Raw genomic sequence first — 20,597 nt, 5'->3', positions numbered from 1 at the left:
CGCGGGCCCCGGAAACGCCGCAGGCCCCGCCCCTCCGTGCGGAGGGCGGGGCCTTGCGGGTGCGCGCGATGCGGCGCGGTGTGCGCGGTGCGGCGTGGTGACTCTTAGTACCAGCCGTGCGACTGCCAGAAGTTCCAGGCGCCGTTCGGGGAGCCGTAGCGCTCGTTCATGTAGTCCAGACCCCACTTGATCTGGGTGGCGGGGTTGGTCTTCCAGTCGGAACCGGCCGAGGCCATCTTCGAGCCCGGCAGGGCCTGGACCAGGCCGTAGGCGCCGCTGGACGAGTTGGTGGCGGTGTGGTTCCAGCCGGACTCGTGCTCGACGATCTTGCTGAAGGACGCGTACTGCGCGGCCGGGACGATCTTCTTGGCCAGCTCCTGCGGGGTGGCGGCCGAGGCCGTGCCCGTGGTGCCGAGCACCGCGCCGGAGGCGCCGATCAGGACCGCCGCGGTGACGGCGAGGGACTTCTTGCGGGAGGCGGCGCGGGTGGAGATCGAGCGGAACAAAACGTCATACCTAACGTCGGGGACAAGAGCCGCGCCAGGGATTCCGACATGCCGGAACCAGAGCCCGGAAGACCCGGGGGCTGGGGGGAACCGGCCGGCCGTGCCGTTGCGGTGAGCACCGGCTGCCTGGCGACGTCCACCAGAGAAACAAACCCCGGACGGCGGCGCAATCACCCCCAGTACGAGGAAGGTTCGGACCCGGGCCCCGGGGGCCTTCGCACCCTGTGAGGTGTTTGCGCAGGTCGCGTCCGTGTATGGGGGGATTAAGGCCGCTCTGAACTCTCTACTATTTCCGGTCGTACGTGACCTGGGTCCTATGAGGCGCCTCACCCGCGAGGGCCTCCCCGGACCCCTCGAATGTGACCTGGGCCTCGAAGTTGGCCCGCCGCGTGGCCCGCCGCAGCGCCCTCAGCAGCGCCCCGCCCACGGTCAGCGTCAGCACCACCGTGAGCAGCGCCCGCCCCAGGTCCCAGCCCATGGAGGTGGCCAGCACGTACGCGAGGAAGCGGACCAGGTTCTCCCGCACCGGGTCCCCGGGGTGGAAGGACACCCCCTGCCCGAGGCCCCCCACCGTCACCCACCCGTAGAGATTGGTGACCGTGCCGTACGCGAAGGCCGCCACGAAGCCGTACGCGGAGAGCATCAGCAGCTCGGCCCGTCCCCGGATCCGGTCCGGGCCCGGCAGCAGGCCCGCGCCCATCGCGAACCAGCCCATCGCCAGCATCTGGGTCGGCATCCACGGCCCCACCCCGCCCGTGAGCAGCGCGGACGCGAACATCGTCACCGCGCCCAGCACGAAGCCGAAGCCCGGCCCCAGCACCCGGCCGCTCAGCAGCATCAGGAAGAACATCGGTTCCAGGCCCGCCGTCCCCGCGCCCAGCGGGCGCAGCGCCGCCCCCACGGCGGCCAGCACCCCCAGCATCGCCACCGCCTTCGCGTCCATCCCGCAGTCCGCGATCGTCGCCACCACCACCGCGATCAGCAGCGGCAGCAGCAGGGCGAAGAACCAGGGCGCGTCGGCGGCGTGGTCGGTCAGCGCCGAGCCCTCCGAGGCCAGCAGCGGCCAGCCGATCGCGATCAGCCCGACGACGGAGACCAGGACCAGGGCCGCGACCGAGCGCGGGCCCAGCCGGATCGGGCGGGCGGCGCGCGCGCTCACAGCGCCGCCTCCACCTGTTCGACGGTGAGCCACGGGCGCGGCGCGAGGACCTTCGCGACCTGCGGCGAGAAGGCGGGGGAGGAGACGACCACCTCCGCCGTCGGCCCGTCCGCGACCACCTCGCCGCCCGCGAGGATCACCACCCGGTGCGCCAGCTCCGCCGCCAGCTCCACGTCGTGGGTGGCCAGCACGATCGCGTGCCCCTCGGCCGCCAGCGCGCGCAGCCGCGCCACCAGGCGGGCCTTCGCCGCGTAGTCCAGGCCGCGGGTCGGCTCGTCGAGGAGGAGCAGCGGCGGGCGGGCCGTCAGCACCACCGAGAGGGCGAGCGCCAGGCGCTGGCCCTCCGAGAGGTCCCGGGGGTGCGTGTCGTCCGCGACCCCCGGCAGCAGCTCCGAGACCAGCGCCCGGCAGCTGCCCGGCGCGGCCCCGGCGTCCGCGTCGGCGGCGGCGCACTCGGCGGCCACCGTGTCCGCGTACAGCAGGTCACGGGGCTCCTGCGGGACCAGCCCGACCTGCCGGATCAGGGTCCGGGGGTCGGTGGCGCCCGGGGTGAGCCCGGCGACCCGGACGGCGCCGGAGGTGGGGGCGATCATGCCGACGAGGGTGCCGAGCAGGGTCGACTTGCCGGCCCCGTTGCGGCCCATGAGCGCGACGGTCTCGCCCGCCGTGACCTGGAGCGACACCTGGCGGAGGGCCTCGACCCGGCCGCGGCGGACGGCCAGGCGGTCGATGTGGACGAGGGGTGCGTCGGGTGTGCCGGGTGCGGGGCGGGTCCGGGTGCGGCGCCGGAAGAGGGGGAGTCCCCCACCCCGCCCCTTCCCGAAACCGGGGGCTCCGCCCCCGGACCCCCGCGCCTCAAGCGCCGGCGGGGCTGGATTTTCAGCCCGTCCGGCGTTTGAGGACCGGGGTCCGGGGCGGGGGAGAAGGCCCGCCGCAGGCGCCCCCGGCTCGCGGTCCGTCCCGGGGGCTCCGCCCCCGGACCCCCGCGCCTCAAGCGCCGGCGGGGCTGGATTTTCAGCCCGTCCGGCGTTTGAGGCCCGGGCCTCGGGACGCGGCCCCTGGTCCGGGCTCGCCGCCGCCCCCGGCTCCCGCCCCGCCAGCCGCTCCCGCAGCGGGCCCGCCGCGCGTCGGGCGTCCCGGACCGACAGGGGCAGCGGGGTCCAGCCCGCGAGCCGGCCCAGGGCCACCACCGGGGGATGCACGGGCGAGACGGCCATGATGTCGGCGGGCGTGCCCAGGACCCCGTCCGGGAGCAGCAGCACCCGGTCCGCGTACTGCACGACCCGCTCCAGGCGGTGCTCGGCCATCAGGACCGTCGTGCCGAGGTCGTGGACCAGCCGCTGGAGCACGGCCAGCACGTCCTCCGCCGCCGAGGGGTCGAGTGCGGAGGTCGGCTCGTCCAGGACGAGGACCTTGGGGTGCGGGGTGAGGACGGAGCCGATCGCCACGCGCTGCTGCTGCCCGCCGGACAGCGTGGCGATGGGCCGGTCGCGGAGCTCGGCGAGGCCCAGCAGGTCCAGGGTCTCCTCGACCCGCCGCCGCATCACGGCCGGGGCCAGGCCCAGGGACTCCATGCCGTACGCCAGCTCGTCCTCGACGGTGTCGGTGACGAAGTGGGCCCGCGGGTCCTGGCCCACGGTGCCGACCAGGTCGGCGAGCTCGCGCGGCGGGTGGTCGCGGGTGTCGCGGCCGTCGACGGTGACCCGGCCGCGCAGGGTGCCGCCGGTGAAGTGCGGGACCAGCCCGGACACCGCGTTCAGGAGCGTCGACTTGCCGACCCCGGACGGCCCGACGAGCAGCACCAGCTCGCCCTCGGGCACGGTCAGGTCGAGCCCGCTCAGGCTGGGCGCGGACGCCCCGTCATAGGTCACCGACACGTGCGCGAAGCGGATCACCGGGAGGTCTCCTTCGGTACGGGGGCCACGAAGGCGGGCAGCAGGCCGATGAGCACCGCGGCGGCCGGCCACAGCGGCAGCGCGGGCGCTTCGAGCGGGACGACACCCGGGTGCAGCGCGTCCGGGGCGACGGACGCGGCCCGGATCATCGCGGCGGCCACGGCGGCGCCGGAGCCCGCGACCAGCCAGGCCCGGATCCCCCAGCGGTCGGGCCGGTAGCGGGTGCGGACCGCCCGCCGCCCGCCGAGCCGCAGCCCGGCGACGGCCGCGAGGAGCCCGGCGGCCAGCAGCGGCAGGCCGTAACCGGCGCCCTGCGCGGCGAGCAGCCCGTACGAGCCCGCGCACACGCCGAGCAGCCCGCCGAGGGTCAGCACGGCGGTGGTGCGCCGCACGGCGCGCGGCACCTGGGCGGTGCGCCCGTAGCCCCGGGCGTCCATGGAGGCGGCCACGGCCACCGAGCGTTCCAGGGCGCCCTCCAGGACCGGCAGCCCGATCTGGAGCAGCGCCCGGACGCCGCCGGTGGGGCGCCCGCGCAGCCGCCGGGCGGTGCGCAGCCGGACCACGTCGGCGACCATGTTCGGCGCGAAGGTCATCGCGACGACGACGGCGACCCCGACCTCGTACAGCGCGCCGGGCAGCGACTTCAGCAGCCGGGCCGGGCTGGCCAGGGCGTTCGCGGCGCCGACGCAGATCAGCAGGACGGCCAGCTTCATGCCGTCGTAGACGGCGAAGACGAGCTGTTCGGCGGTGACCCGGCCGCCGATCCGCACGCCCTGCGCCCAGTCGGGCAGCGGCAGCTCGGGCAGCGTGAACAGCAGCCGCTCGCCGGGGATGGGCGAGCCGAGGAACACCGAGAACAGCACCCGCAGGGCCACGACGAACAGCCCGAGCTTGACGAAGGCGCCGTACGAGCGGGCCCAGGGCGCGTCGGTGCGGCGGGCCGCGACGACATAGCCCGCGACACCGACGATCAGGCCGAGGAGCAGCGGGTTGGTGGTGCGGGAGGCGGCCACGGCGAGGCCCAGCGCCCAGAGCCACCAGGCTCCCGGGTGCAGGGCGTTCGAGCGGTTCGCCTCGGGGGCGCGCAGCCGGTCCGGGGGGTTCATCCGCGGCGGCGGCGGGCCTGCCAGACACCGGCGACGCCGAGGGCCAGCACGGCGGCCCCGCCGGCGAGGAGGCCGAGGGAGGGTCCGCCGGACTCCTCGGCGGCGGCGGGTTCGCCGGAGGCGGCCGGGGAGGGCGCCGAGGAGGGCCGGGCCGCGGCGGCGTCCGTGGCCACCTGCTCGCCGCAGCCCTTCGCCGGGTACCCGGCGATGCCGCAGAGCATGGCGTTGGTGTCGTAGCGCAGCGGCTTGGCGACGGCGGCCAGCGCCTCGGCGGCGGTGGCGTCCGCGCGGACCTCGGCGCAGCCGGTCCTGACCGAGGGCGCGGGCGGCGCCTCGCCGGGCGGGGCGTCCTGGGCGGTGCCGAAGTCGACGACGACCGCGATCGTCTTCGTACCGTCCGTGCCGCCGGTGCCCTTCGGCGCCGTGGCGCAGATCTTCCCGAAGTCGGGGAGGGCGGTGGGCCGGGTGGCGTCGTTGGAGTCGGCGCTGACGGCGAAGCGGAAGCCTATGGTGTCGCCGTCGGCGGGCCGGGCGGTCGCCGGGCCCTGGGTGGCGTAGGCCCAGCCGGTGCCGCCGGCCTCCCAGAAGGACCAGTAGCGGTAGCCGGCGGCCTGGGCGGGCGCGGCGGCCAGCAGCATCAGCAGGCCGGCGGCGCCGCCGGCCAGGCCGGTGCGGGCCCTCACTTCTTGCGACCGCTCAGCAGGAAGCCGACGCCGACGCCGATGACGGTGCCGATGCCGATGATCCACCAGACGTCGAAGCCGCCCTCGTCCTCGTCGGTGGTGGACGCCTGGGAGTTGTCGGGGGCCTTGGGCGCGGGCCCGGCGGCGTTGAGCCCCTTCAGGAGGTCGGTGGTGCCGAAGCTGCGCGGGTCGGTGTCCATGGCGTGCGCGGCGAAGACGAGCTGCGCGTAGGCGGCGGGGCCGCTCTCCTCGGCCCAGGCGGCGGAGTTCTTCTCCAGCCAGGCGAGGGCGCCGGTGGCCTCCTTCTTCGCGCCCGCGGCGGCGAGCGCGACGACGGCGTCGGCGGTGTTGCCGTAGTCGGGGAGCTCGGCGGTCTCGGCGGCGCCCGGCATCGGCGGGGTGGTGAGGTGGCCGGACTTCGCGAGCTGGGCGGCCAGGTAGGAGGCGCCGTTGAGGGCGGCCCGGTCGACGGCGGGCTTCGCCGGGTCGGTGCAGACCGGGGGCTGCTCGGGCTGGGCGCCGCGGGCGGTGATGCCCTTGCCGAGGCCGCCGAGGGTGGCGGCGGCGGTGGCGTCGGCGTTGGCGAGGAGCTTGCCGGTCTTGTCGGGCTGGTAGGCGAAGGCGCCCGCGCCGTCCTTGTCCGTGCAGGGCAGGGCGAAGGTGAGCAGGGCGTCGTACGGGTTCTTGCCCTCGGCGCTCTTCGTCTCGCCGGGGTGCTCGCCGACGGCGATGAAGGCGCTGATGGCGATGGAGGTGGAGTTCGCGTCGCTGGGGCCGCCGGGGGTGTAGCTCCAGCCGCCGTCCTTGTTCTGCACGCTCTTGAGCCAGGCGGCGCCCGCCTTGGCGGCCTTCTCGGTCTTCTCCGGGGCGGCGGAGCGGCGCTGGACCGCGGTGAGCGCCTGGACGGCGGCGGCGGTGGCGTTGGAGTCGAGCATCGTCTTGGCGTCGCAGGGCTTGCCCGGCTCGGGGCGGTAGGACGCGAAGGCGCCGGAGTCGCACTGCTGGCCGAGCAGCCAGTCCACGGCCTGGTCCGCGGGCTGGATGCCGGAGGTGCGCTGGGCGAGGAAGGCGAGGGACTGGCGCCAGACGCCGTCGTACGTGGGGTCCTTCGTGCCGTAGAGGCCGGCCGGGAGCTTCGCGGGGGAGGGGCTCGGAGAGGGTGCGGCGGCGGCCACTCCGGCGGCGGTGGTGCTGAGCACGGCACCGGCCGCGAGTGCGGCGGCGGCGCGGCGAACGCTGATCATGGGTCCCTCTCCTGCGGGCACCGGACACCAGGCACCCGAGGAGCCGGCCTCCGGCGCCGTATTCCTCGACGGTGCCGGCGCTCACGTCCCGTACCGGGCATTCCGGCTCGCCATCTTGTGGAAGGCTCACGGCTGCGGGTCAGCGCCGGTTTCGCACCGGCTTCCCCCTGTACGGGCATGACGACGACCGCCCACTCTACCGGCCGTACGGGGCCGGGCCGGGGCGCCGTGGGTCACACCGGGGCCGCCCCGGGGCCGTTCCGGGGCCGCGTCAGGGCCGCCCCCGGGCGGTCGGGGCGGGCCTCAGACGGCCAGGTAGGCGACCGGTTCGGTGCCGGGGACGGCCTCGGCGCGGCCCTGCTTCACCAGCCGCCGCAGGTGGGCCTCGGCCTCGCTGACGGCGATGTTGCGGGAGCCGTGCGGGATGTCGGCCCAGGGGCGGTTCCACTCCATCCGCTCGGCGAGCTGCCAGGGGGTGAGCGGGACGGCGAGCAGCGCGAGGAGCCCGGCGAGCCGCTCCTCGTGGTGGTCGAGGAGCTCGCGGACCCGGCGGGCGGCGTCGGGGAAGGCGTACTGGTGGGCGGGGAGGACCTCGGCGACGCCGAGCCGGCCGATGCGTTCGAGGGAGTCGAGGTAGTCGCCGAGCGGGTCGCCCCCGTGGCCGCTGGTGTCGTCGGGGTCCTCGTAGAGGCCGATGTGCGGGCTGATCTCGGGCAGCAGGTGGTCGCCGGAGAAGAGCCGCCCGTGGCCGGGCAGCCCGGCGGGGTGCGCCTCCTCCAGGTGGAGGCAGACGTGGCCGGGGGTGTGTCCGGGGGTCCAGACGGCGCGCAGCCGGCGGCCGGCGAGGTCGAGGAGCTCGCCGGGGATGATCTCGCGGTCGGGCACGGCGGAGGTCAGGCCGGGCAGGGTGCGCAGGTGCCCGGCGGCGCGGGCGGCGAGCAGCGGGGCGGTGTGCTCCTCGGGGGCGCCGACGGCGGCGAGCTTGCGGGCCAGGTAGTCGAGCCAGCGGCCGGGTTCGGCGCTGCCGGTGCGGCGGACGACGGCGATGTCGGCGGCGTGCATGGCGATCCAGGCGCCGGACTCCTCGCGGACCCGGCCCGACAGGCCGTGGTGGTCGGGGTGGTGGTGGGTGACGACGACGCCGTGCACGTCCCGGACGTCGAGCCCCAGGGTGCCGAGCCCGGTGGTGAGTTCGCGCCAGGAGGCGGGGTCGTCCCAGCCGGTGTCGACGAGGACGGGGCCGCGGTCGGTGTCGAGGACGTGGACGAGGGTGTGGCCGAGCGGGTTGTCGGGGATGGGCACCCGCAGGGACCAGACGCCTCCGCCGTGCTCGGTCACCTGGTCGGTGGGCTGCGTCATGGGCGCCTCGTCTCTGCGTACCGGTACGGCCGTCGGCGCACTATAACGAGAACTGACGATCAGTCAGAAGAGTGCGGGGGTGGCCGGATGGGGCGATCGGCTGGGTCCGCCGGGTCCGTCGGGTCCCGAGTCTGGTCAAGCATAACTAGAACTGGTATCAGTTCTGAAACACAGTCAGATAGCGTCTCGGCGGCGGACGTCGCGGGCGGATATCGGCATCGGCGCGTGGTTCCGGGAGGCAGTCGGTCATGACCGAGCTTGTGGAGCACGGAAAACTGTTCATCGGCGGCGAGTTGACCGACCCGCTCGGCAGCGACGTCATCGAGGTGGTCTCGCCCCACACCGAGGAGGTCATCGGCCGCGTCCCGCACGCCGCCGAGGCGGACGTCGACCGGGCCGTGGCCGCCGCCCGCCGGGCCTTCGACGAGGGCCCCTGGCCGCGCATGACGCTGGAGCAGCGGATCGAGGTCGTCGCGCGGATCAGGGACGCGATCGCGGTGCGGCACGAGGAGATCGCCCGCTCGATCAGCTCGCAGAACGGCTCCCCGTACTCCTGGTCCGTCCTCGCCCAGGCGCTCGGCGCGATGATGGTCTGGGACTCGGCGATCACGGTGGCCCGTTCGTACGTGTACGAGGAGCGGCGCGCCGGCGTGCTCGGGCCGCTGCTGGTGCGGCGGGAGCCGGTCGGGGTGGTCGCGGCGGTCGTGCCGTGGAACGTCCCGCAGTTCACGGCCGCCGCGAAGCTGGGCCCGGCGCTGCTCGCGGGCTGCGCCGTGATCCTGAAGCCGTCCCCGGAGTCGCCGCTCGACTCGTACATCCTGGGTGAGATCGCGGCCGAGGCCGGGCTCCCGGAGGGCGTGCTGTCGATCCTGCCGGCCGACCGCGAGGTCAGCGAGTACCTGGTGGGGCACCCCGGTGTCGACAAGGTCTCCTTCACCGGCTCGGTCGCGGCGGGCAAGCGCGTGATGGAGGTCGCCGCCCGCAACCTGACCCGGGTCACCCTCGAACTCGGCGGCAAGTCGGCGGCGGTGATCCTGCCGGACGCCGACCTGGAGGCGGCGGTCGCCGGGATCGTCCCGGCGGCCTGGATGAACAACGGGCAGGCGTGCGTGGCCCAGACCCGCATCCTCGCCCCGCGCTCCCGCTACGAGGAGATCGCCGAGGCGTTCGCGGCGGCGGCCGGGGCGCTGGTGGTCGGCGACCCGCTCGACCCGGCCACCCAGGTCGGCCCGCTGGTCGCCCGCCGCCAGCAGCGGCGCTCGCTCGACTACATCGGCATCGGCCAGGCGGAGGGCGCCAAGGTCCTCACCGGCGGCGGCCGTCCGGCGGGCCTGGAGCGCGGCTGGTACGTGGAGCCGACCCTCTTCGGCGGTGTCGACAACTCCATGCGGATCGCCCGCGAGGAGATCTTCGGCCCGGTCATCTGCCTGCTGCCGTACGGGGACGAGGACGAGGCCGCGCGGATCGCGAACGACTCCGACTACGGCCTGTCCGGCAGCGTGTGGACCGGCGACGCCGACCACGGCGTCGACTTCGCCCGCCGGGTCCGCACCGGCACCTTCAACGTCAACACCTTCAGCCTCGACATGCTCGGCCCCTTCGGCGGCTACAAGAACAGCGGCGTGGGCCGCGAGTTCGGCCCCGAGGGCCTGGGGGAGTACCTGGAGCACAAGATGATCCACCTCCCCGCGGGCTACGAGGGGCCGGGTGGCGCGTGATGGGCGACCGCTGGCGCGTCGAGGTGGACCGCACGGTCTGCATCGGCTCGGGCATGTGCGTGAACCACGCCCCCCAGGGCTTCCGCCTGGACACCGCCCGCCAGTCCCACCCCCAGACCCCCGAACTCGACGCCAACGAGGCCGTCCTGGCGGCGGCGGAGGGCTGCCCGGTGGAGGCGATCTCGATCACCTTGGCGGAGGGCGGGGAGGCGGTGTTCCCTCCGGAGGACTAGGGGTGCTCTGCGGCCGGGGACAGCATTGCCCGGTGGCCAGGCGGCTATGTGCCGGGCGGGCCCCGGTCGGCGCATGGAACACTCCTGCGAACGTTCAGGAGTGGGGAAGAGGAAATGCGCAGATCAGTGGGGGTGCGGGCCGCCGTGTACGCGGCGCTCGCGGTCGTGACGCTCGGCGGGGCGACGGCGGGCTGCGGCTCGGGCGGGGGAGGGGCGGCGGCGGGGTCGGCGGCCCCGCCCTCCGTCCGGCCCGAGGAGACGGGGCCGTTCACGAAGGAGCGGGTGGCGGCGGAGTTCGCCTCCGTGGTCGCGGACGCGGGTGCCCCGGCGGCGGACCCGGAATGGGCGGCGCAGCACGCGGAGGACTCCCGGCCGGGCACCATGGGGGCGTGCATGGTCTTCTACCGGGGATACGGAACGGACGGCGACCCGGTCGACGCCTCCACCCACGAGGCGCTGGTGACCGAGCTGCGCGAACGCGGCTGGCGGGAGGCCGGGAAGCGCAGGGAGCGCGCGCACGAGGACGGGACGGTCGGTCTGATCGAGGCCGTCTTCAAGAAGCGGGACTGGGCCCTGGTCGCGGAGTTCCGCGACCTGGAGCCGGGATACGTCAACCTGACGGCGATGGAGAACGCCTGCGTCGCGAAGGCCGAGAAGCCCAAGTCCCCGTTCGGCGGGTCGGCTCCCTGACGCCGTCAGCCCCGCCAGCCCCGTCGTAGCCGGCCGGGTCTCAGCCGTACCCCGCCGGTCTCAGCCGCGCCCCGGTCCCTTCGGTCCCTTCGGAGGCTCCGGGGCGGTCAGGTCGATCAGGCGGCAGACCGTCTCGATGTCGATCTTCACCTGGGCGATCGACGCCCGGCCCGAGAGCCAGGTGATCAGGGCCGAGTGCCAGGTGTGCTCGATCACCCGGACCGCCGAGAGCTGCGCGGGTGTCGGGTGCTCGGTGCCCATCGCGTCCAGGATGATCGCGGTGGTCAGCCGCGAGACCGTGTCCACCTCGGGGCTCACGCTCCGGTCCGCGAAGGTCAGCGCGCGGACCATCGCGTCCGCCATCTGCGGCTCCCGCTGGAGCGACCGGAAGGCCCGCATCAGGGTCTCGGCCACCCGCCCGGCCGGGTCCGCGCCCGCCGGGGGGCGTTTGCGGAGCGTGCTGTGCATGTGCTGGAGCTGGTCCTGCATGGTCGCGACCAGCAGGTGGATCTTGGAGGGGAAGTAGCGGTACAGCGTGCCGAGCGCCACCCCGGCCGCCTCCGCGACCTCCCGCATCTGCACGGCCTCGAAGCCGCCGCGCCCGGCGAGCTGCGCGCTCGCCGTCAGGATGCGCCGTCTGCGCGCCTCCTGGCGCTCCGTCAGCGGCGGCGAAGCCGGTCTGTCTTCCACGGTCATGGGGCCCCGTTCCGTGCGGTGAGGGAGCGACAGTATCGCGACCCTCCGGTCGTGGCGCGAATCACCCGATCCTGCTTCCTCCGGCGCAGCTACCAGCCGGTAGATTCTGTGCTCCTTGAGGGATCTTGAAGGATCAAGAAGATCGAGACAGCCGATCGTGGCGGATCGTGAACGATCAAGTCTGTAACTTGTTCTAGATTAGCGCGGGCGGTTACGCTCCCGCGAAATACATCGCGCGAAGGGGGTCGCACATGACCGCGGAGGCCGTAGAGGCAAGCCCCCGGCGGGGCACCGCTCCGGACGGTGACCGTCCGTTGCGGATCGCTCTCCTCACGTACAAGGGGAACCCGTTCTGCGGCGGCCAGGGCGTCTACGTCCGGCACCTGTCCCGCGAGCTCGCCCGGCTCGGGCACAGCGTCGAGGTGCTCGGCTCCCAGCCGTACCCGACGCTCGACGAAGGCGTCCCGCTCACCGAGATCGCCAGCCTCGACCTCTACCGCCAGCCCGACCCCTTCCGCACCCCGAAGCGCGAGGAGTACCGGGACTGGATCGACGGCCTGGAGGTCGCCACCATGTGGACCGGCGGCTTCCCGGAGCCCCTGACCTTCTCGCTGCGCGCCCGCCGCGCCCTCGCCGCCCGGCGCGGCGACTTCGACGTCGTCCACGACAACCAGACCCTCGGCTACGGACTCCTCGGCGGCCCGCGCGCCCTCGGCGCCCCGCTCGTCACCACGATCCACCACCCGATCACCGTCGACCGGCAGCTCGAACTCGACGCCGCCGCCGACTGGAAGCGCCGCGCCTCGGTCCGCCGCTGGTACGCCTTCACCCGGATGCAGAAACGTGTCGCCCGCCGCCTGCCCTCCGTGCTCACCGTCTCCGGCACCTCGCGCCAGGAGATCGTCGAGCACCTCGGCGTCCGTGAGGACCGCATCGGCGTCGTCCACATCGGCGCCGACACCGAGCTCTGGTCGCCCGACCCGGCCGTCGCCGAGGTCCCCGGCCGGATCGTCACCACCTCCAGCGCCGACGTCCCGCTCAAGGGCCTGGTCCACCTGATCGAGGCCCTCGCCAAGCTGCGCACCGAGCACCCGGACGCCCACCTCGTCGTCGTCGGCAAGCGCGCCGAGGGCGGCCCGGTCGCCCAGGCCATCGAGCGGTACGGGCTGGCCGGCGCCGTCGAGTTCGTGAAGGGCGTCACCGACGCCGAGCTCGTCGACCTCTACCGCTCCGCCCGGGTCGCCTGCGTCCCGTCCCTCTACGAGGGCTTCTCGCTGCCCGCCGCCGAGGCCATGGCCACCGGCACCCCCCTCGTCGCCACCACCGGCGGCGCCATCCCCGAAGTCGCCGGACCCGACGGCGAGACCTGTCTGGCCGTCCCCCCGGGCGACGCGGGCGCGCTGGCCGCCGCCCTCGGTCGGGTCCTCGCCGACCCCGAGCTCGGCGCCCGCCTCGGCGCGGCCGGCCGCGAGCGGGTCCTGGCGCGCTTCACCTGGGCGCGGGCCGCCCAGGGCACCGCCGAGCTGTACCGGGCCGCGATCGCCGCGCAGGGCGCCCCGGCCTCCCTCCACCGCGAAAGCAGGAACCCGTGCTGACCGTCGACTTCACCCGCTTCCCGCTCGCCCCCGGCGACCGCGTGCTCGACCTGGGCTGTGGTGGCGGCCGGCACGCCTTCGAGTGCTACCGGCGCGGCGCGCAGGTCGTGGCGCTCGACCAGAACGCGGAGGAGATCCGCGAGGTCGCCAAGTGGTTCGCGGCCATGAAGGAGGCCGGCGAGGCCCCGGCCGGGGCCTCGGCCACCGCCATGGAGGGCGACGCGCTCAACCTGCCGTTCCCCGACGAGTCCTTCGACGTCGTCATCATCTCCGAGGTCATGGAGCACATCCCGGACGACAAGGGCGTGCTCGCCGAGATGGTCCGGGTCCTCAAGCCGGGCGGCCGGATCGCCGTCACCGTCCCGCGCTACGGCCCCGAGAAGGTCTGCTGGGCGCTCTCCGACGCGTACCACGAGGTCGAGGGCGGCCACATCCGCATCTACAAGGCGGACGAGCTGCTCGCCAAGATGCGCGGCGCCGGCCTCAAGCCGTACGGCACCCACCACGCGCACGCCCTGCACGCCCCGTACTGGTGGCTGAAGTGCGCCTTCGGCGTCGACAACGACAAGGCGCTGCCGGTGAAGGCGTACCACAAGCTGCTGGTCTGGGACATCATGAAGAAGCCCGCCCTGACCCGGGTCGCCGAGCAGCTGCTCAACCCGGTCGTCGGCAAGAGCTTCGTGGCCTACGCGACCAAGCCGCACGCGCCCGCGCTCCCCGTGGACGCCGCGCCCGTGGACGCCGCCGCCGAGGGCACGTCCTCCGAGGGCACCGCCGCCGAGGACGCCCCCCTGGACGCCGCCTCCGTGGACGCCGTCAAGTGACCTCTCCCGAGCGGATGGCCCAGCACCTGGTGCTGGAGGGCGTGCTGACCGCCGAGGAGGCCGCCGAGACCGTGGCCGGCATCCTCGCCGTGCAGCGCGAGGACGGCGCCATACCGTGGTTCCGCGGGCACCACCTGGACCCGTGGGACCACACCGAGGCCGCCATGGCCCTGGACACCGCCGGGGAGCACGAGGCCGCCGCGCGGGCGTACGCCTGGCTGGCCCGGCACCAGAACGCCGACGGATCCTGGTACGCGGCCTACCGCGACGGCGACCCCGAGGACGTCACCGACCGCGGCCTGGAGTCCAACTTCGTCGCGTACGTGGCCGTCGGCGTCTGGCACCACTACCTCTCCACCGGCGACGACGTCTTCCTCGACCGCATGTGGCCGGTGGTCTACGCGGCCGTCGAGTTCGTGCTGCGGCTCCAGCAGCCGGGCGGCGAGATCGGCTGGAAGCGCGAGCCCGACGGCACGCCGGTGGCCGAGGCCCTGCTGACCGGCAGCTCCTCCGTCCACCAGGCCCTGCGCTGCGCCCTGGCGATCGCCGAGGAACGCGAGGAGCCGCAGCCCGACTGGGAGCTGGCGGCCGGCGCGCTCGGGCACGCGATCCGCAGCCACCCGGAGCGCTTCCTGGACAAGTCCCGCTACTCCATGGACTGGTACTACCCGGTCCTCGGCGGCGCGGTGAGCGGGGCGCGGGCCGAGGCGCGGATCGCGGAGCGCTGGGACGACTTCGTCGTGCCGGGGCTCGGCGTGCGCTGCGTGGTGCCCAACCCCTGGGTCACCGGCGGGGAGAGCTGCGAACTGGCCCTCACCCTGTGGGCGATGGGCCAGTCGGACCGGGCGCTGGACATCCTCCAGTCCGTCCGGCACCTGCGGGACGCCGACGGCGCGTACTGGACGGGGTACGTCTTCGAGGGCGAGAAGGCGGTCTGGCCGGAGGAGCGGACCACCTGGACCGCCGGTTCGCTGCTGCTCGCCGTGGCGGCGCTCGGCGGCGACGAGGCGACGGTCGCGGTCTTCGGCGGCGAGCGCCTGCCGCGCGGACTCGACCCGGACTGCTGCGCCTGACGCTCGCGTGGATCGGTGCGCGGTGCACGTAAAACCGGTTGATCAACCGGCTCTAGTATGTCCACGTCCATGACTGGCATGGACATGCATATCGGGGAGAAACGGCCAAAATGGACCGTGCGGGGTCGAACACGGACCTTGCTGGCGAACTGCTCGCGCTGAAGAAGGCGTCGGGATCGAGCTTCGCCCAGCTCAGCGAGAAGACCCACTACGCCAAGTCGTCGTGGGAGCGGTGGGTCAACGGCAAGCAGTTCCCGCCGAGGGACGCCGTCGAGAGCCTGGCGCGGCTGTGCGGGACCGATCCCGCGCCGCTGCTCGCCCGCTGGGACGCGGAGGAGGCCGCCCGGTCACAGCCGGACACGACGGCGGAGGCCGAGGGCGAAGGCGAGGCGGAGGCCGAAGGCGACGGTGGCGGCGAGACCGGCGAGACCGGCGGTGGCGGCGGCGAGGCCCGGCCCGCCCCGGCCCGCAAGCGCCGCACCCTGTGGGCCTCCCTCGCCCTCGCCGTCCTCCTGGTCGTCGGCGCGTCCGCCTACGGCGTCCTCGCCCTCTCCGGCGGCTCCGGCGAGGCCCCGGCCCCGCCCAAGCCCGTGGTGAAGGTCGCGGGCCCGGCCGCCGGCTGCACGCTCACCGCCTGCGAGGGCAAGGACCCGAAGAAGATGAACTGCGGCGCCGACGCGGTCACCGTCCGCACCGGCTCCATCCCCAAGGACCTCGTCATCGAGCTCCGCTACAGCCGCGCCTGCAAGGCCGCATGGGGCCGTATCTCCTTCGCCGAGGTCGGTGCCACCGTCGTCGTCAACAACTCCGACGGCGCCGCCCAGGCCGACGTCGTCCACTACGACCGGGACGTCTACACCCCGCTGATCGCGGCGCCCGACGACGGCTCGGTCTTCGTCTGCGCCGCCCTCCCGAAGAAGAACGGCAAGGACAGCGTGCCCACCTGCACGGGCCGCTTCATCCCCAGCGCGGAGAAGTCCCAGGAGCCGTAGGCCGGACCCTGGAGCCCCTGGAAGCCCCTGGAGGCCCCGAGATCGTCCGGCGCACCCCTGTAGCGCCGGACGACCCCGCACGCGTACGCGAGTCTCGCAGCGGTCCCCGGCCCGCGTATTGGAGAAATCCGCCGCAGGCGATACGGGAACGGGCGCGGCTACGGGCAGGGATACGGGCACGGATACGGATACGGGCACACGGCTACGGGCACGGGTACAGGCACGGCTACGGGGACGGGCACAGGCCCAGGCCCAGGGCTCACCCCGCGATCCAGGCGCTGGCCGTCCCCCGGTCCGCCAGGAAGCGCCCCGGCGGCAGCCCGGTCATCGCCGTGAACTCGCGGCTCAGGTGCGCCTGGTCGTAGTAGCCGCAGCGGGCGGCGGTGTCGGCGGCCCGCTCGCCGGCCGTCAGGAGCCCGATCGCCCGGTTCAGCCGCAGCACCCGGGCCAGCCGCTTGGGGCCGAGCCCGATCTGCTCGCGGAAGCGGCTCTCCAGGTGCCGCTCGCTCCAGCCGGTCGCCGCCGCCACCTCGTGGACCCGCAGCGCGCCCGCCGACCGCTCCAGCAGCCGCCACGCCTCCAGGACCGCGGGCGCGGGCTCCGCCGCGGCGCCCCGCCGCTCCGCCTCCGCCGACCAGCGCAGCAGCGTCTCGTCGAGCAGCGCGAACCGCTCCGGCCAGCCCGGCGCCTCCGCCAGGGCCTCGGCGAGCGAGCGCACCCGGCCGCCGAGCACCTCCGCCGGGTCCGCGAGGGTGTCGGTGAGCTCGGCGAGCCCGGTGGCGCCGAAGAAGCGCCGGGCCGCCCAGGGGGCCATCGCCAGCTCCACGCCCCGCACGTCCCCGCCGTGCCCCAGCACCCGCGCCCGGGTGTGCAGGCCCGACACCAGGGACGTGTGCCGCCCCTCGGCGTCCGGGACCCGCAGCTCGCCGCCGAAGCCGATGAGCAGCGACACCCGGCCGCTCGGCACCACCAGCCGCTCCTGCGGCACCCCCGGCGCGGCCCGGAACCCCCGGTAGCCGCCGATGCCCCGGCCGAGCCGGGCGTCCGGCGCCCGGTAGAACCACTGACACCGACCGCCACCCGTACACACGCGGTGCCTCACCATCGGACTTCCGTACCTCCCCCGCCCGGAGCCGTCCCGGGCCGCGGATCCACTCTCAGGCGGGCGCGGGGGACGGACCAGACGCGACGGCGTCCCAGGGACACCGTGGGACGTCCCACGGCTCTGACCTGCGAAGACGTACGGAGAAAGGGACGGCGGGCGGGGGTCGGCGGCGGCGCCCGCGCCCCGTACGGGCCCACCCCGGTGGCGGCCCCGGGGGCCCCGGGTGAGGCTGGGCCCTGCCCGGCGGATCAGGCCCGGCGCCCCAGTCCCAGGGAGGTCCCTCGTGCCCAGCCTCGTCCGCGCGCGGCGCGCCCTCGTCGCGCTCTTCCTCTCCGGCGCGCTGCTCGCCACGACCGCCGCGTGCGGCGGCGACAGCTCGCAGTCGATGACGACGAGCGCCGACGCGAGTCCGGCGACCCCGACGAGCTCGGCGAGCTTCGAGCAGCAGAAGCTGGCCAAGACCCGGTTCGTGGCGAACGCGGGCCTGGCGGCGGGGGCGACCTACCAGTGGATCGTGAAGCCGTACCGCGCGGGCAAGTTCAAGAAGGGCGCGAACGGCCGCACCTTCGCGCTGGTCAAGGCCGGCCTCGCGGGCGCCTTCACGTACAACAGGCTCAAGGCGGCGGTGAACAACGCCAAGGGCGACCCGCTCCTGTCGAAGGCGGTGGCACCGCTGAGCGCGGGCATCGAGTCGCTGAAGGAACTCGGCACGAAGCTGCGCAAGGGCGAGGCGACCGACGGCGACATCGGCTCCTTCGACAGCATCATCAACCAGGTGAAGGAAGCGGGAAAGAGCGCGGGCGCCGAGGTCGTCGACAAGGTCCCCAGCACCTCCCAGCTCACCGGCGGCTGAGCGGGCTGCGGCGGAAGCGCGCGTCGTGGTTTCTCGTCGCCGTCCATCGTCCACCGGCGATCCTTCGGTGAGGTCCGAAGTGTCGTCGCCCTACGGTCGACTGCATGGAAACCGCTGCACACAGCACCGCACCCGCCGACACGTCGGCCGCCCATGTGGCCATCGAGCCGAGCATCCTGTACTTCGGCACCCCGGTCGTACTGCTCTCGACAGAGAACGAGAACGGGTCCTTCAACCTCGCGCCGATGTCCTCGGCCTGGGCGCTGGGTCACGTCATCGTCCTCGGGCTGGGCCCCGGGGGACAGACCGCACACAATCTCCGCAGCCGACCCGATCTCGTCATCAACCTCCCTGAGCCCGCCCAGTGGCCGGCGGTGGAGCGGCTGGCGCCCCTGACCGGACGTACCCCGATACCCGAGGACAAGCGCGGCACCTACCGTTTCGAGCCGGACAAGTTCGCCGCCGCCGGCCTGCGACCCGAGCCCTCCGATCTGGTCCGGCCGCCCAGGGCCGCCGAATGCCCCATCCAGTTGGAGGCCCGCGCGGCCCGGGTCCGACCCGATGCCTCCGGGGCGTTCCTCATCGTCGAGGCCCACGTGCTCAAGGTCCACGCCGATCCGCGTATCGTCGTCCCCGGCTCCCAGCACGTAGACCCGGCCTCGTGGAGCCCGCTGATCTACAACTTCCGTCACTACTACGGACTGGGCGCCGAACTCGGCCGCAGCTTCCGCTCCCGGACGCCCCGGCAGACCCGCTGACCGACCTGCGCGCCGCCATCCCCCAGTCAGTCGCCTGCCACGGGGACGCGCTCCTAGCCGTTCAGCTCCGCCAGGACCCGCAGCGTCTCCGGGTCCGGGGCCGTGACCAGGAGGTCGGTGACCGGGCCCGTGCGCCAGGCGGCGAGGCGTTCGGCGATGCGCTCGCGGGGGCCGATCAGGGAGATCTCGTCGGCGAAGGCGTCCGGTACGGCCAGTACGGCCTCCTCGCGGCGGCCGGCGGCGAAGAGTTTCTGGATGTGGCGGGCCTCGTCCTCGTAGCCCATGCGGCCCATGAGGTCGGCGTGGAAGTTGCGGGCGGTGTGGCCCATGCCGCCGATGTAGAAGCCGAGCATCGCCTTGACGGGCAGCAGTCCGGCGGCGACGTCGTCGCAGACCTGGGCGCGGACCATGGGGGCGACCAGGAAGCCCTCGGGGAGCGGGGGCAGGGCGTAGACCTCGGCCCAGCGGGCGGGGGACCAGTAGAGCGGCAGCCAGCCGTCCGCGATCTGGACCGTCTGCGCGATGTTCTTGGGTCCCTCGGCGCCCAGCAGCACGGGCAGGTCGGCCCGCAGCGGGTGGGTGATCGGCTTGAGCGGCTTGCCGAGCCCGGTGCCGTCGGCGCCCGCGTACGGGTGGGAGTGGTAGCGCCCGTCCAGCGCCACGGGCCCCTCGCGCCGCAGCACCTGCCGGATCACGTCCACGTACTCGCGCGTCGCGGTGAGCGGCGAGCGCGGGAAGGGGCGCCCGTACCAGCCCTCGACGACCTGCGGCCCGGACAGCCCGAGCCCGAGCGTCATCCGGCCGCCCGAGAGGTGGTCGAGGGTGAGGGCGTGCATGGCGGTGGCGGTCGGGGTGCGGGCGGCCATCTGCGCGACGGCGGTGCCGAGCCGGATGCGGCTGGTGTGGGCGGCGATCCAGGTGAGCGCGGTGAAGGCGTCGGAGCCCCACGCCTCGGCGGTCCACACCGAGTGGTAGCCGAGCCGCTCGGCCTCGCGGGCCAGGTCGAGGTGGGCGGCGGAGGGGCCGCGGCCCCAGTAGCCGAGGGCGAGTCCAAGGCGCATGACGGGCAACCTTTCTGACGATGTGTCAGATGTGTGGTGGCCTGGACTGTACGACAACGGCCCCCCGCCCGGAAGGGCGGAGGGCCGGTCGCGGGCGGGCGCGGTCAGCCGCGCTGGATGCCCGTGGTGTCCTGGAGGACGCCGCGGCGCCCGTCCTGCGTCTGCGCGACCAGGGCCGGACCGCGCTGGTCCACCGCGAGGTACCAGGTGCCCGGCGCCAGCTCCGCGATGGGCGCCGGCGAGCCGTCCTCCGCGTACAGCGGGCGGGCCACCGGCACGGCGAACCAGAACGGGGCGAAGTCCGAGGGCGCCGGAGCGGCGGCCTGCTGCGGCTGGGGCTGCGGCGCCTGCGGCTGCGGGGCCTGGTGCTGGCCCCCCGGCTGCCCGCCGAAGGGCTGGCCGCCGTGCGAGGGGTCCGGCTGCGCGCCGTACGGCTGCTGCGGGGCGCCCGGGTAGCCGTAGCCGCCGGGGACGCCCGGCTGGCCGGGCTGCATCCCGTACGGCTGCGGGGCCTGCGGCCTCGGGGCGCCGACCAGCGGGGCCTTCAGGGCCGGGACGAGCGGGGTGGCGACGGCCGCGCCGGCCAGCACGAGGGCGGCGATCAGGCCGAGGATGAGGCCCGCGCCCGCGTTGTCCGACTCGAACATCCACATCAGCAGCGTCCACGCCGAGGCGATGGCGAAGGCCGGGCCGACCTGGCCGAGCTCCAGACCTGCCACCTTGCGCGGCTGCGGCAGCGCGCGCGAGAGGACCGAGAGCGCGGCGCCCGCGATGCCGAGGAAGTAGGCGCCCCAGCCGAGCGGCGAGGCGTCCCACGAGTTCGGCAGGTCGACCTTGTCGCAGATCGCCGGGCCGGCGTCACAGCCGGAGATGCTGAGGAACGAGGCGATCAACAGCACCACCGCTGCACCGATCAGCACGCCATCGCCTCGGGTGAGGGAGCGGATATTCACGTCAGAGTCCTTCGTCGGGTCGTCTCGTCGGGGTGGCGCGGATCACGGGGGCGGCCCCCACGTACGGAGTGCCGTACGGTGCACGGGGCACGGT

At 74.5% G+C, this 20,597-nt stretch carries 20 protein-coding genes and 1 riboswitch; of the genes, 9 read left to right on the top strand and 11 right to left on the bottom strand.

The genetic code is table 11. The annotated features are described in order from the left end of the window. Nucleotides 1-104: 104 nt before the first annotated feature. The 7 genes from AB0C99_RS28710 to AB0C99_RS28680 all read right to left on the bottom strand — a co-directional run bounded on the left by AB0C99_RS28710 (nt 105) and on the right by AB0C99_RS28680 (nt 7,952). On the bottom strand, nt 105-506 hold the full coding sequence (locus AB0C99_RS28710) for a transglycosylase SLT domain-containing protein (RefSeq protein WP_362480946.1): 402 nt from the start codon (nt 504-506) through the stop codon (nt 105-107). Between the two features lie 286 nt (nt 507-792). After that, on the bottom strand, nt 793-1,665 hold the full coding sequence (locus AB0C99_RS28705) for an ECF transporter S component (RefSeq protein ID WP_362480944.1): 873 nt from the start codon (nt 1,663-1,665) through the stop codon (nt 793-795). Then, the gene (locus tag AB0C99_RS28700; RefSeq protein ID WP_362480941.1) at nt 1,662-3,560 is read right to left on the bottom strand and encodes an ATP-binding cassette domain-containing protein; all 1,899 of its coding nucleotides are present in this window, start codon (nt 3,558-3,560) and stop codon (nt 1,662-1,664) included. Before AB0C99_RS28700 ends, AB0C99_RS28705 begins: the two co-directional genes overlap by 4 nt. Beyond that, nucleotides 3,557-4,666, bottom strand: coding sequence for an energy-coupling factor transporter transmembrane component T (locus tag AB0C99_RS28695; protein ID WP_362480938.1), 1,110 nt, complete (start codon nt 4,664-4,666; stop codon nt 3,557-3,559). The genes AB0C99_RS28700 and AB0C99_RS28695 overlap by 4 nt, the downstream gene beginning before the upstream one ends. Then, nucleotides 4,663-5,304, bottom strand: coding sequence for an SCO2322 family protein (locus AB0C99_RS28690; RefSeq protein ID WP_362480989.1), 642 nt, complete (start codon nt 5,302-5,304; stop codon nt 4,663-4,665). The genes AB0C99_RS28695 and AB0C99_RS28690 overlap by 4 nt, the downstream gene beginning before the upstream one ends. Nucleotides 5,305-5,345: 41 nt before the next feature. Further along, a complete protein-coding gene (locus tag AB0C99_RS28685; RefSeq protein WP_362480935.1) occupies nt 5,346-6,593 on the bottom strand; it encodes a prenyltransferase/squalene oxidase repeat-containing protein in 1,248 nt (415 codons plus the stop codon). Between the two features lie 95 nt (nt 6,594-6,688). Further along, nucleotides 6,689-6,762: riboswitch (cobalamin riboswitch) on the bottom strand. A gap of 134 nt (nt 6,763-6,896) precedes the next feature. Next, the gene (locus AB0C99_RS28680) at nt 6,897-7,952 is read right to left on the bottom strand and encodes an MBL fold metallo-hydrolase (protein ID WP_362480932.1); all 1,056 of its coding nucleotides are present in this window, start codon (nt 7,950-7,952) and stop codon (nt 6,897-6,899) included. 248 nt (nt 7,953-8,200) lie between these two features. Here AB0C99_RS28680 and AB0C99_RS28675 point away from each other — a divergent pair, with 248 nt between their 5' ends. The 3 genes from AB0C99_RS28675 (at nt 8,201) to AB0C99_RS28665 (ending at nt 10,593) form a co-directional block, all read left to right on the top strand. Continuing rightward, a complete protein-coding gene (locus tag AB0C99_RS28675; RefSeq protein WP_362480930.1) occupies nt 8,201-9,670 on the top strand; it encodes an aldehyde dehydrogenase in 1,470 nt (489 codons plus the stop codon). Beyond that, nucleotides 9,670-9,903 carry a ferredoxin gene (locus tag AB0C99_RS28670; protein WP_362480928.1) on the top strand — a complete coding sequence of 78 codons (234 nt, stop codon included), beginning with the start codon at nt 9,670-9,672 and terminating at the stop codon, nt 9,901-9,903. The genes AB0C99_RS28675 and AB0C99_RS28670 overlap by 1 nt, the downstream gene beginning before the upstream one ends. 114 nt (nt 9,904-10,017) lie before the next feature. Further along, on the top strand, nt 10,018-10,593 hold the full coding sequence (locus AB0C99_RS28665; RefSeq protein ID WP_362480926.1) for a hypothetical protein: 576 nt from the start codon (nt 10,018-10,020) through the stop codon (nt 10,591-10,593). Nucleotides 10,594-10,653: 60 nt separating this feature from the next. Here AB0C99_RS28665 and AB0C99_RS28660 read toward each other — a convergent pair whose 3' ends face one another. Next, nucleotides 10,654-11,289 carry a TetR family transcriptional regulator gene (locus AB0C99_RS28660; protein ID WP_362480923.1) on the bottom strand — a complete coding sequence of 212 codons (636 nt, stop codon included), beginning with the start codon at nt 11,287-11,289 and terminating at the stop codon, nt 10,654-10,656. A 251-nt stretch (nt 11,290-11,540) separates the two neighbouring features. Here AB0C99_RS28660 and AB0C99_RS28655 point away from each other — a divergent pair, with 251 nt between their 5' ends. From AB0C99_RS28655 to AB0C99_RS28640, 4 genes are all read left to right on the top strand, one after another. Next, nucleotides 11,541-12,884 carry a glycosyltransferase family 4 protein gene (locus AB0C99_RS28655; protein WP_362480920.1) on the top strand — a complete coding sequence of 448 codons (1,344 nt, stop codon included), beginning with the start codon at nt 11,541-11,543 and terminating at the stop codon, nt 12,882-12,884. Then, on the top strand, nt 12,878-13,708 hold the full coding sequence (locus tag AB0C99_RS28650; RefSeq protein WP_362480917.1) for a class I SAM-dependent methyltransferase: 831 nt from the start codon (nt 12,878-12,880) through the stop codon (nt 13,706-13,708). Before AB0C99_RS28655 ends, AB0C99_RS28650 begins: the two co-directional genes overlap by 7 nt. Beyond that, nucleotides 13,705-14,781 carry a prenyltransferase gene (locus tag AB0C99_RS28645; protein WP_362480914.1) on the top strand — a complete coding sequence of 359 codons (1,077 nt, stop codon included), beginning with the start codon at nt 13,705-13,707 and terminating at the stop codon, nt 14,779-14,781. Before AB0C99_RS28650 ends, AB0C99_RS28645 begins: the two co-directional genes overlap by 4 nt. Before the next feature lie 110 nt (nt 14,782-14,891). Next, nucleotides 14,892-15,773, top strand: a complete 882-nt coding sequence (locus AB0C99_RS28640; RefSeq protein ID WP_362480912.1) for a DUF2690 domain-containing protein — start codon at nt 14,892-14,894, stop codon at nt 15,771-15,773. 259 nt (nt 15,774-16,032) lie between these two features. On the opposite strand, the gene AB0C99_RS28635 is transcribed toward AB0C99_RS28640, so the two are convergent. Beyond that, nucleotides 16,033-16,878, bottom strand: a complete 846-nt coding sequence (locus tag AB0C99_RS28635; protein WP_362480909.1) for a helix-turn-helix transcriptional regulator — start codon at nt 16,876-16,878, stop codon at nt 16,033-16,035. Between the two features lie 283 nt (nt 16,879-17,161). Here AB0C99_RS28635 and AB0C99_RS28630 point away from each other — a divergent pair, with 283 nt between their 5' ends. Then, nucleotides 17,162-17,731 carry a hypothetical protein gene (locus AB0C99_RS28630; RefSeq protein WP_362480906.1) on the top strand — a complete coding sequence of 190 codons (570 nt, stop codon included), beginning with the start codon at nt 17,162-17,164 and terminating at the stop codon, nt 17,729-17,731. Between the two features lie 104 nt (nt 17,732-17,835). Then, entirely contained in the window at nt 17,836-18,489 is a 654-nt protein-coding gene (locus AB0C99_RS28625; protein ID WP_362480903.1) for a flavin reductase family protein, read from the top strand. 53 nt (nt 18,490-18,542) lie between these two features. Here AB0C99_RS28625 and AB0C99_RS28620 read toward each other — a convergent pair whose 3' ends face one another. Then, complete coding sequence (locus AB0C99_RS28620; RefSeq protein ID WP_362480900.1) at nt 18,543-19,550, bottom strand: LLM class F420-dependent oxidoreductase; 1,008 nt, start codon at nt 19,548-19,550, stop codon at nt 18,543-18,545. Between the two features lie 104 nt (nt 19,551-19,654). Next, entirely contained in the window at nt 19,655-20,503 is an 849-nt protein-coding gene (locus AB0C99_RS28615) for a hypothetical protein (RefSeq protein WP_362480897.1), read from the bottom strand. Nucleotides 20,504-20,597 lie beyond the last annotated feature (94 nt).

Source organism: Streptomyces sp. NPDC048659 (assembly GCF_040650575.1).
GTDB lineage: Bacteria > Actinomycetota > Actinomycetes > Streptomycetales > Streptomycetaceae > Streptomyces.
Note: the sequence above shows the minus strand (reverse complement) of the source record. Positions and strands in the feature narration are given on the sequence as shown.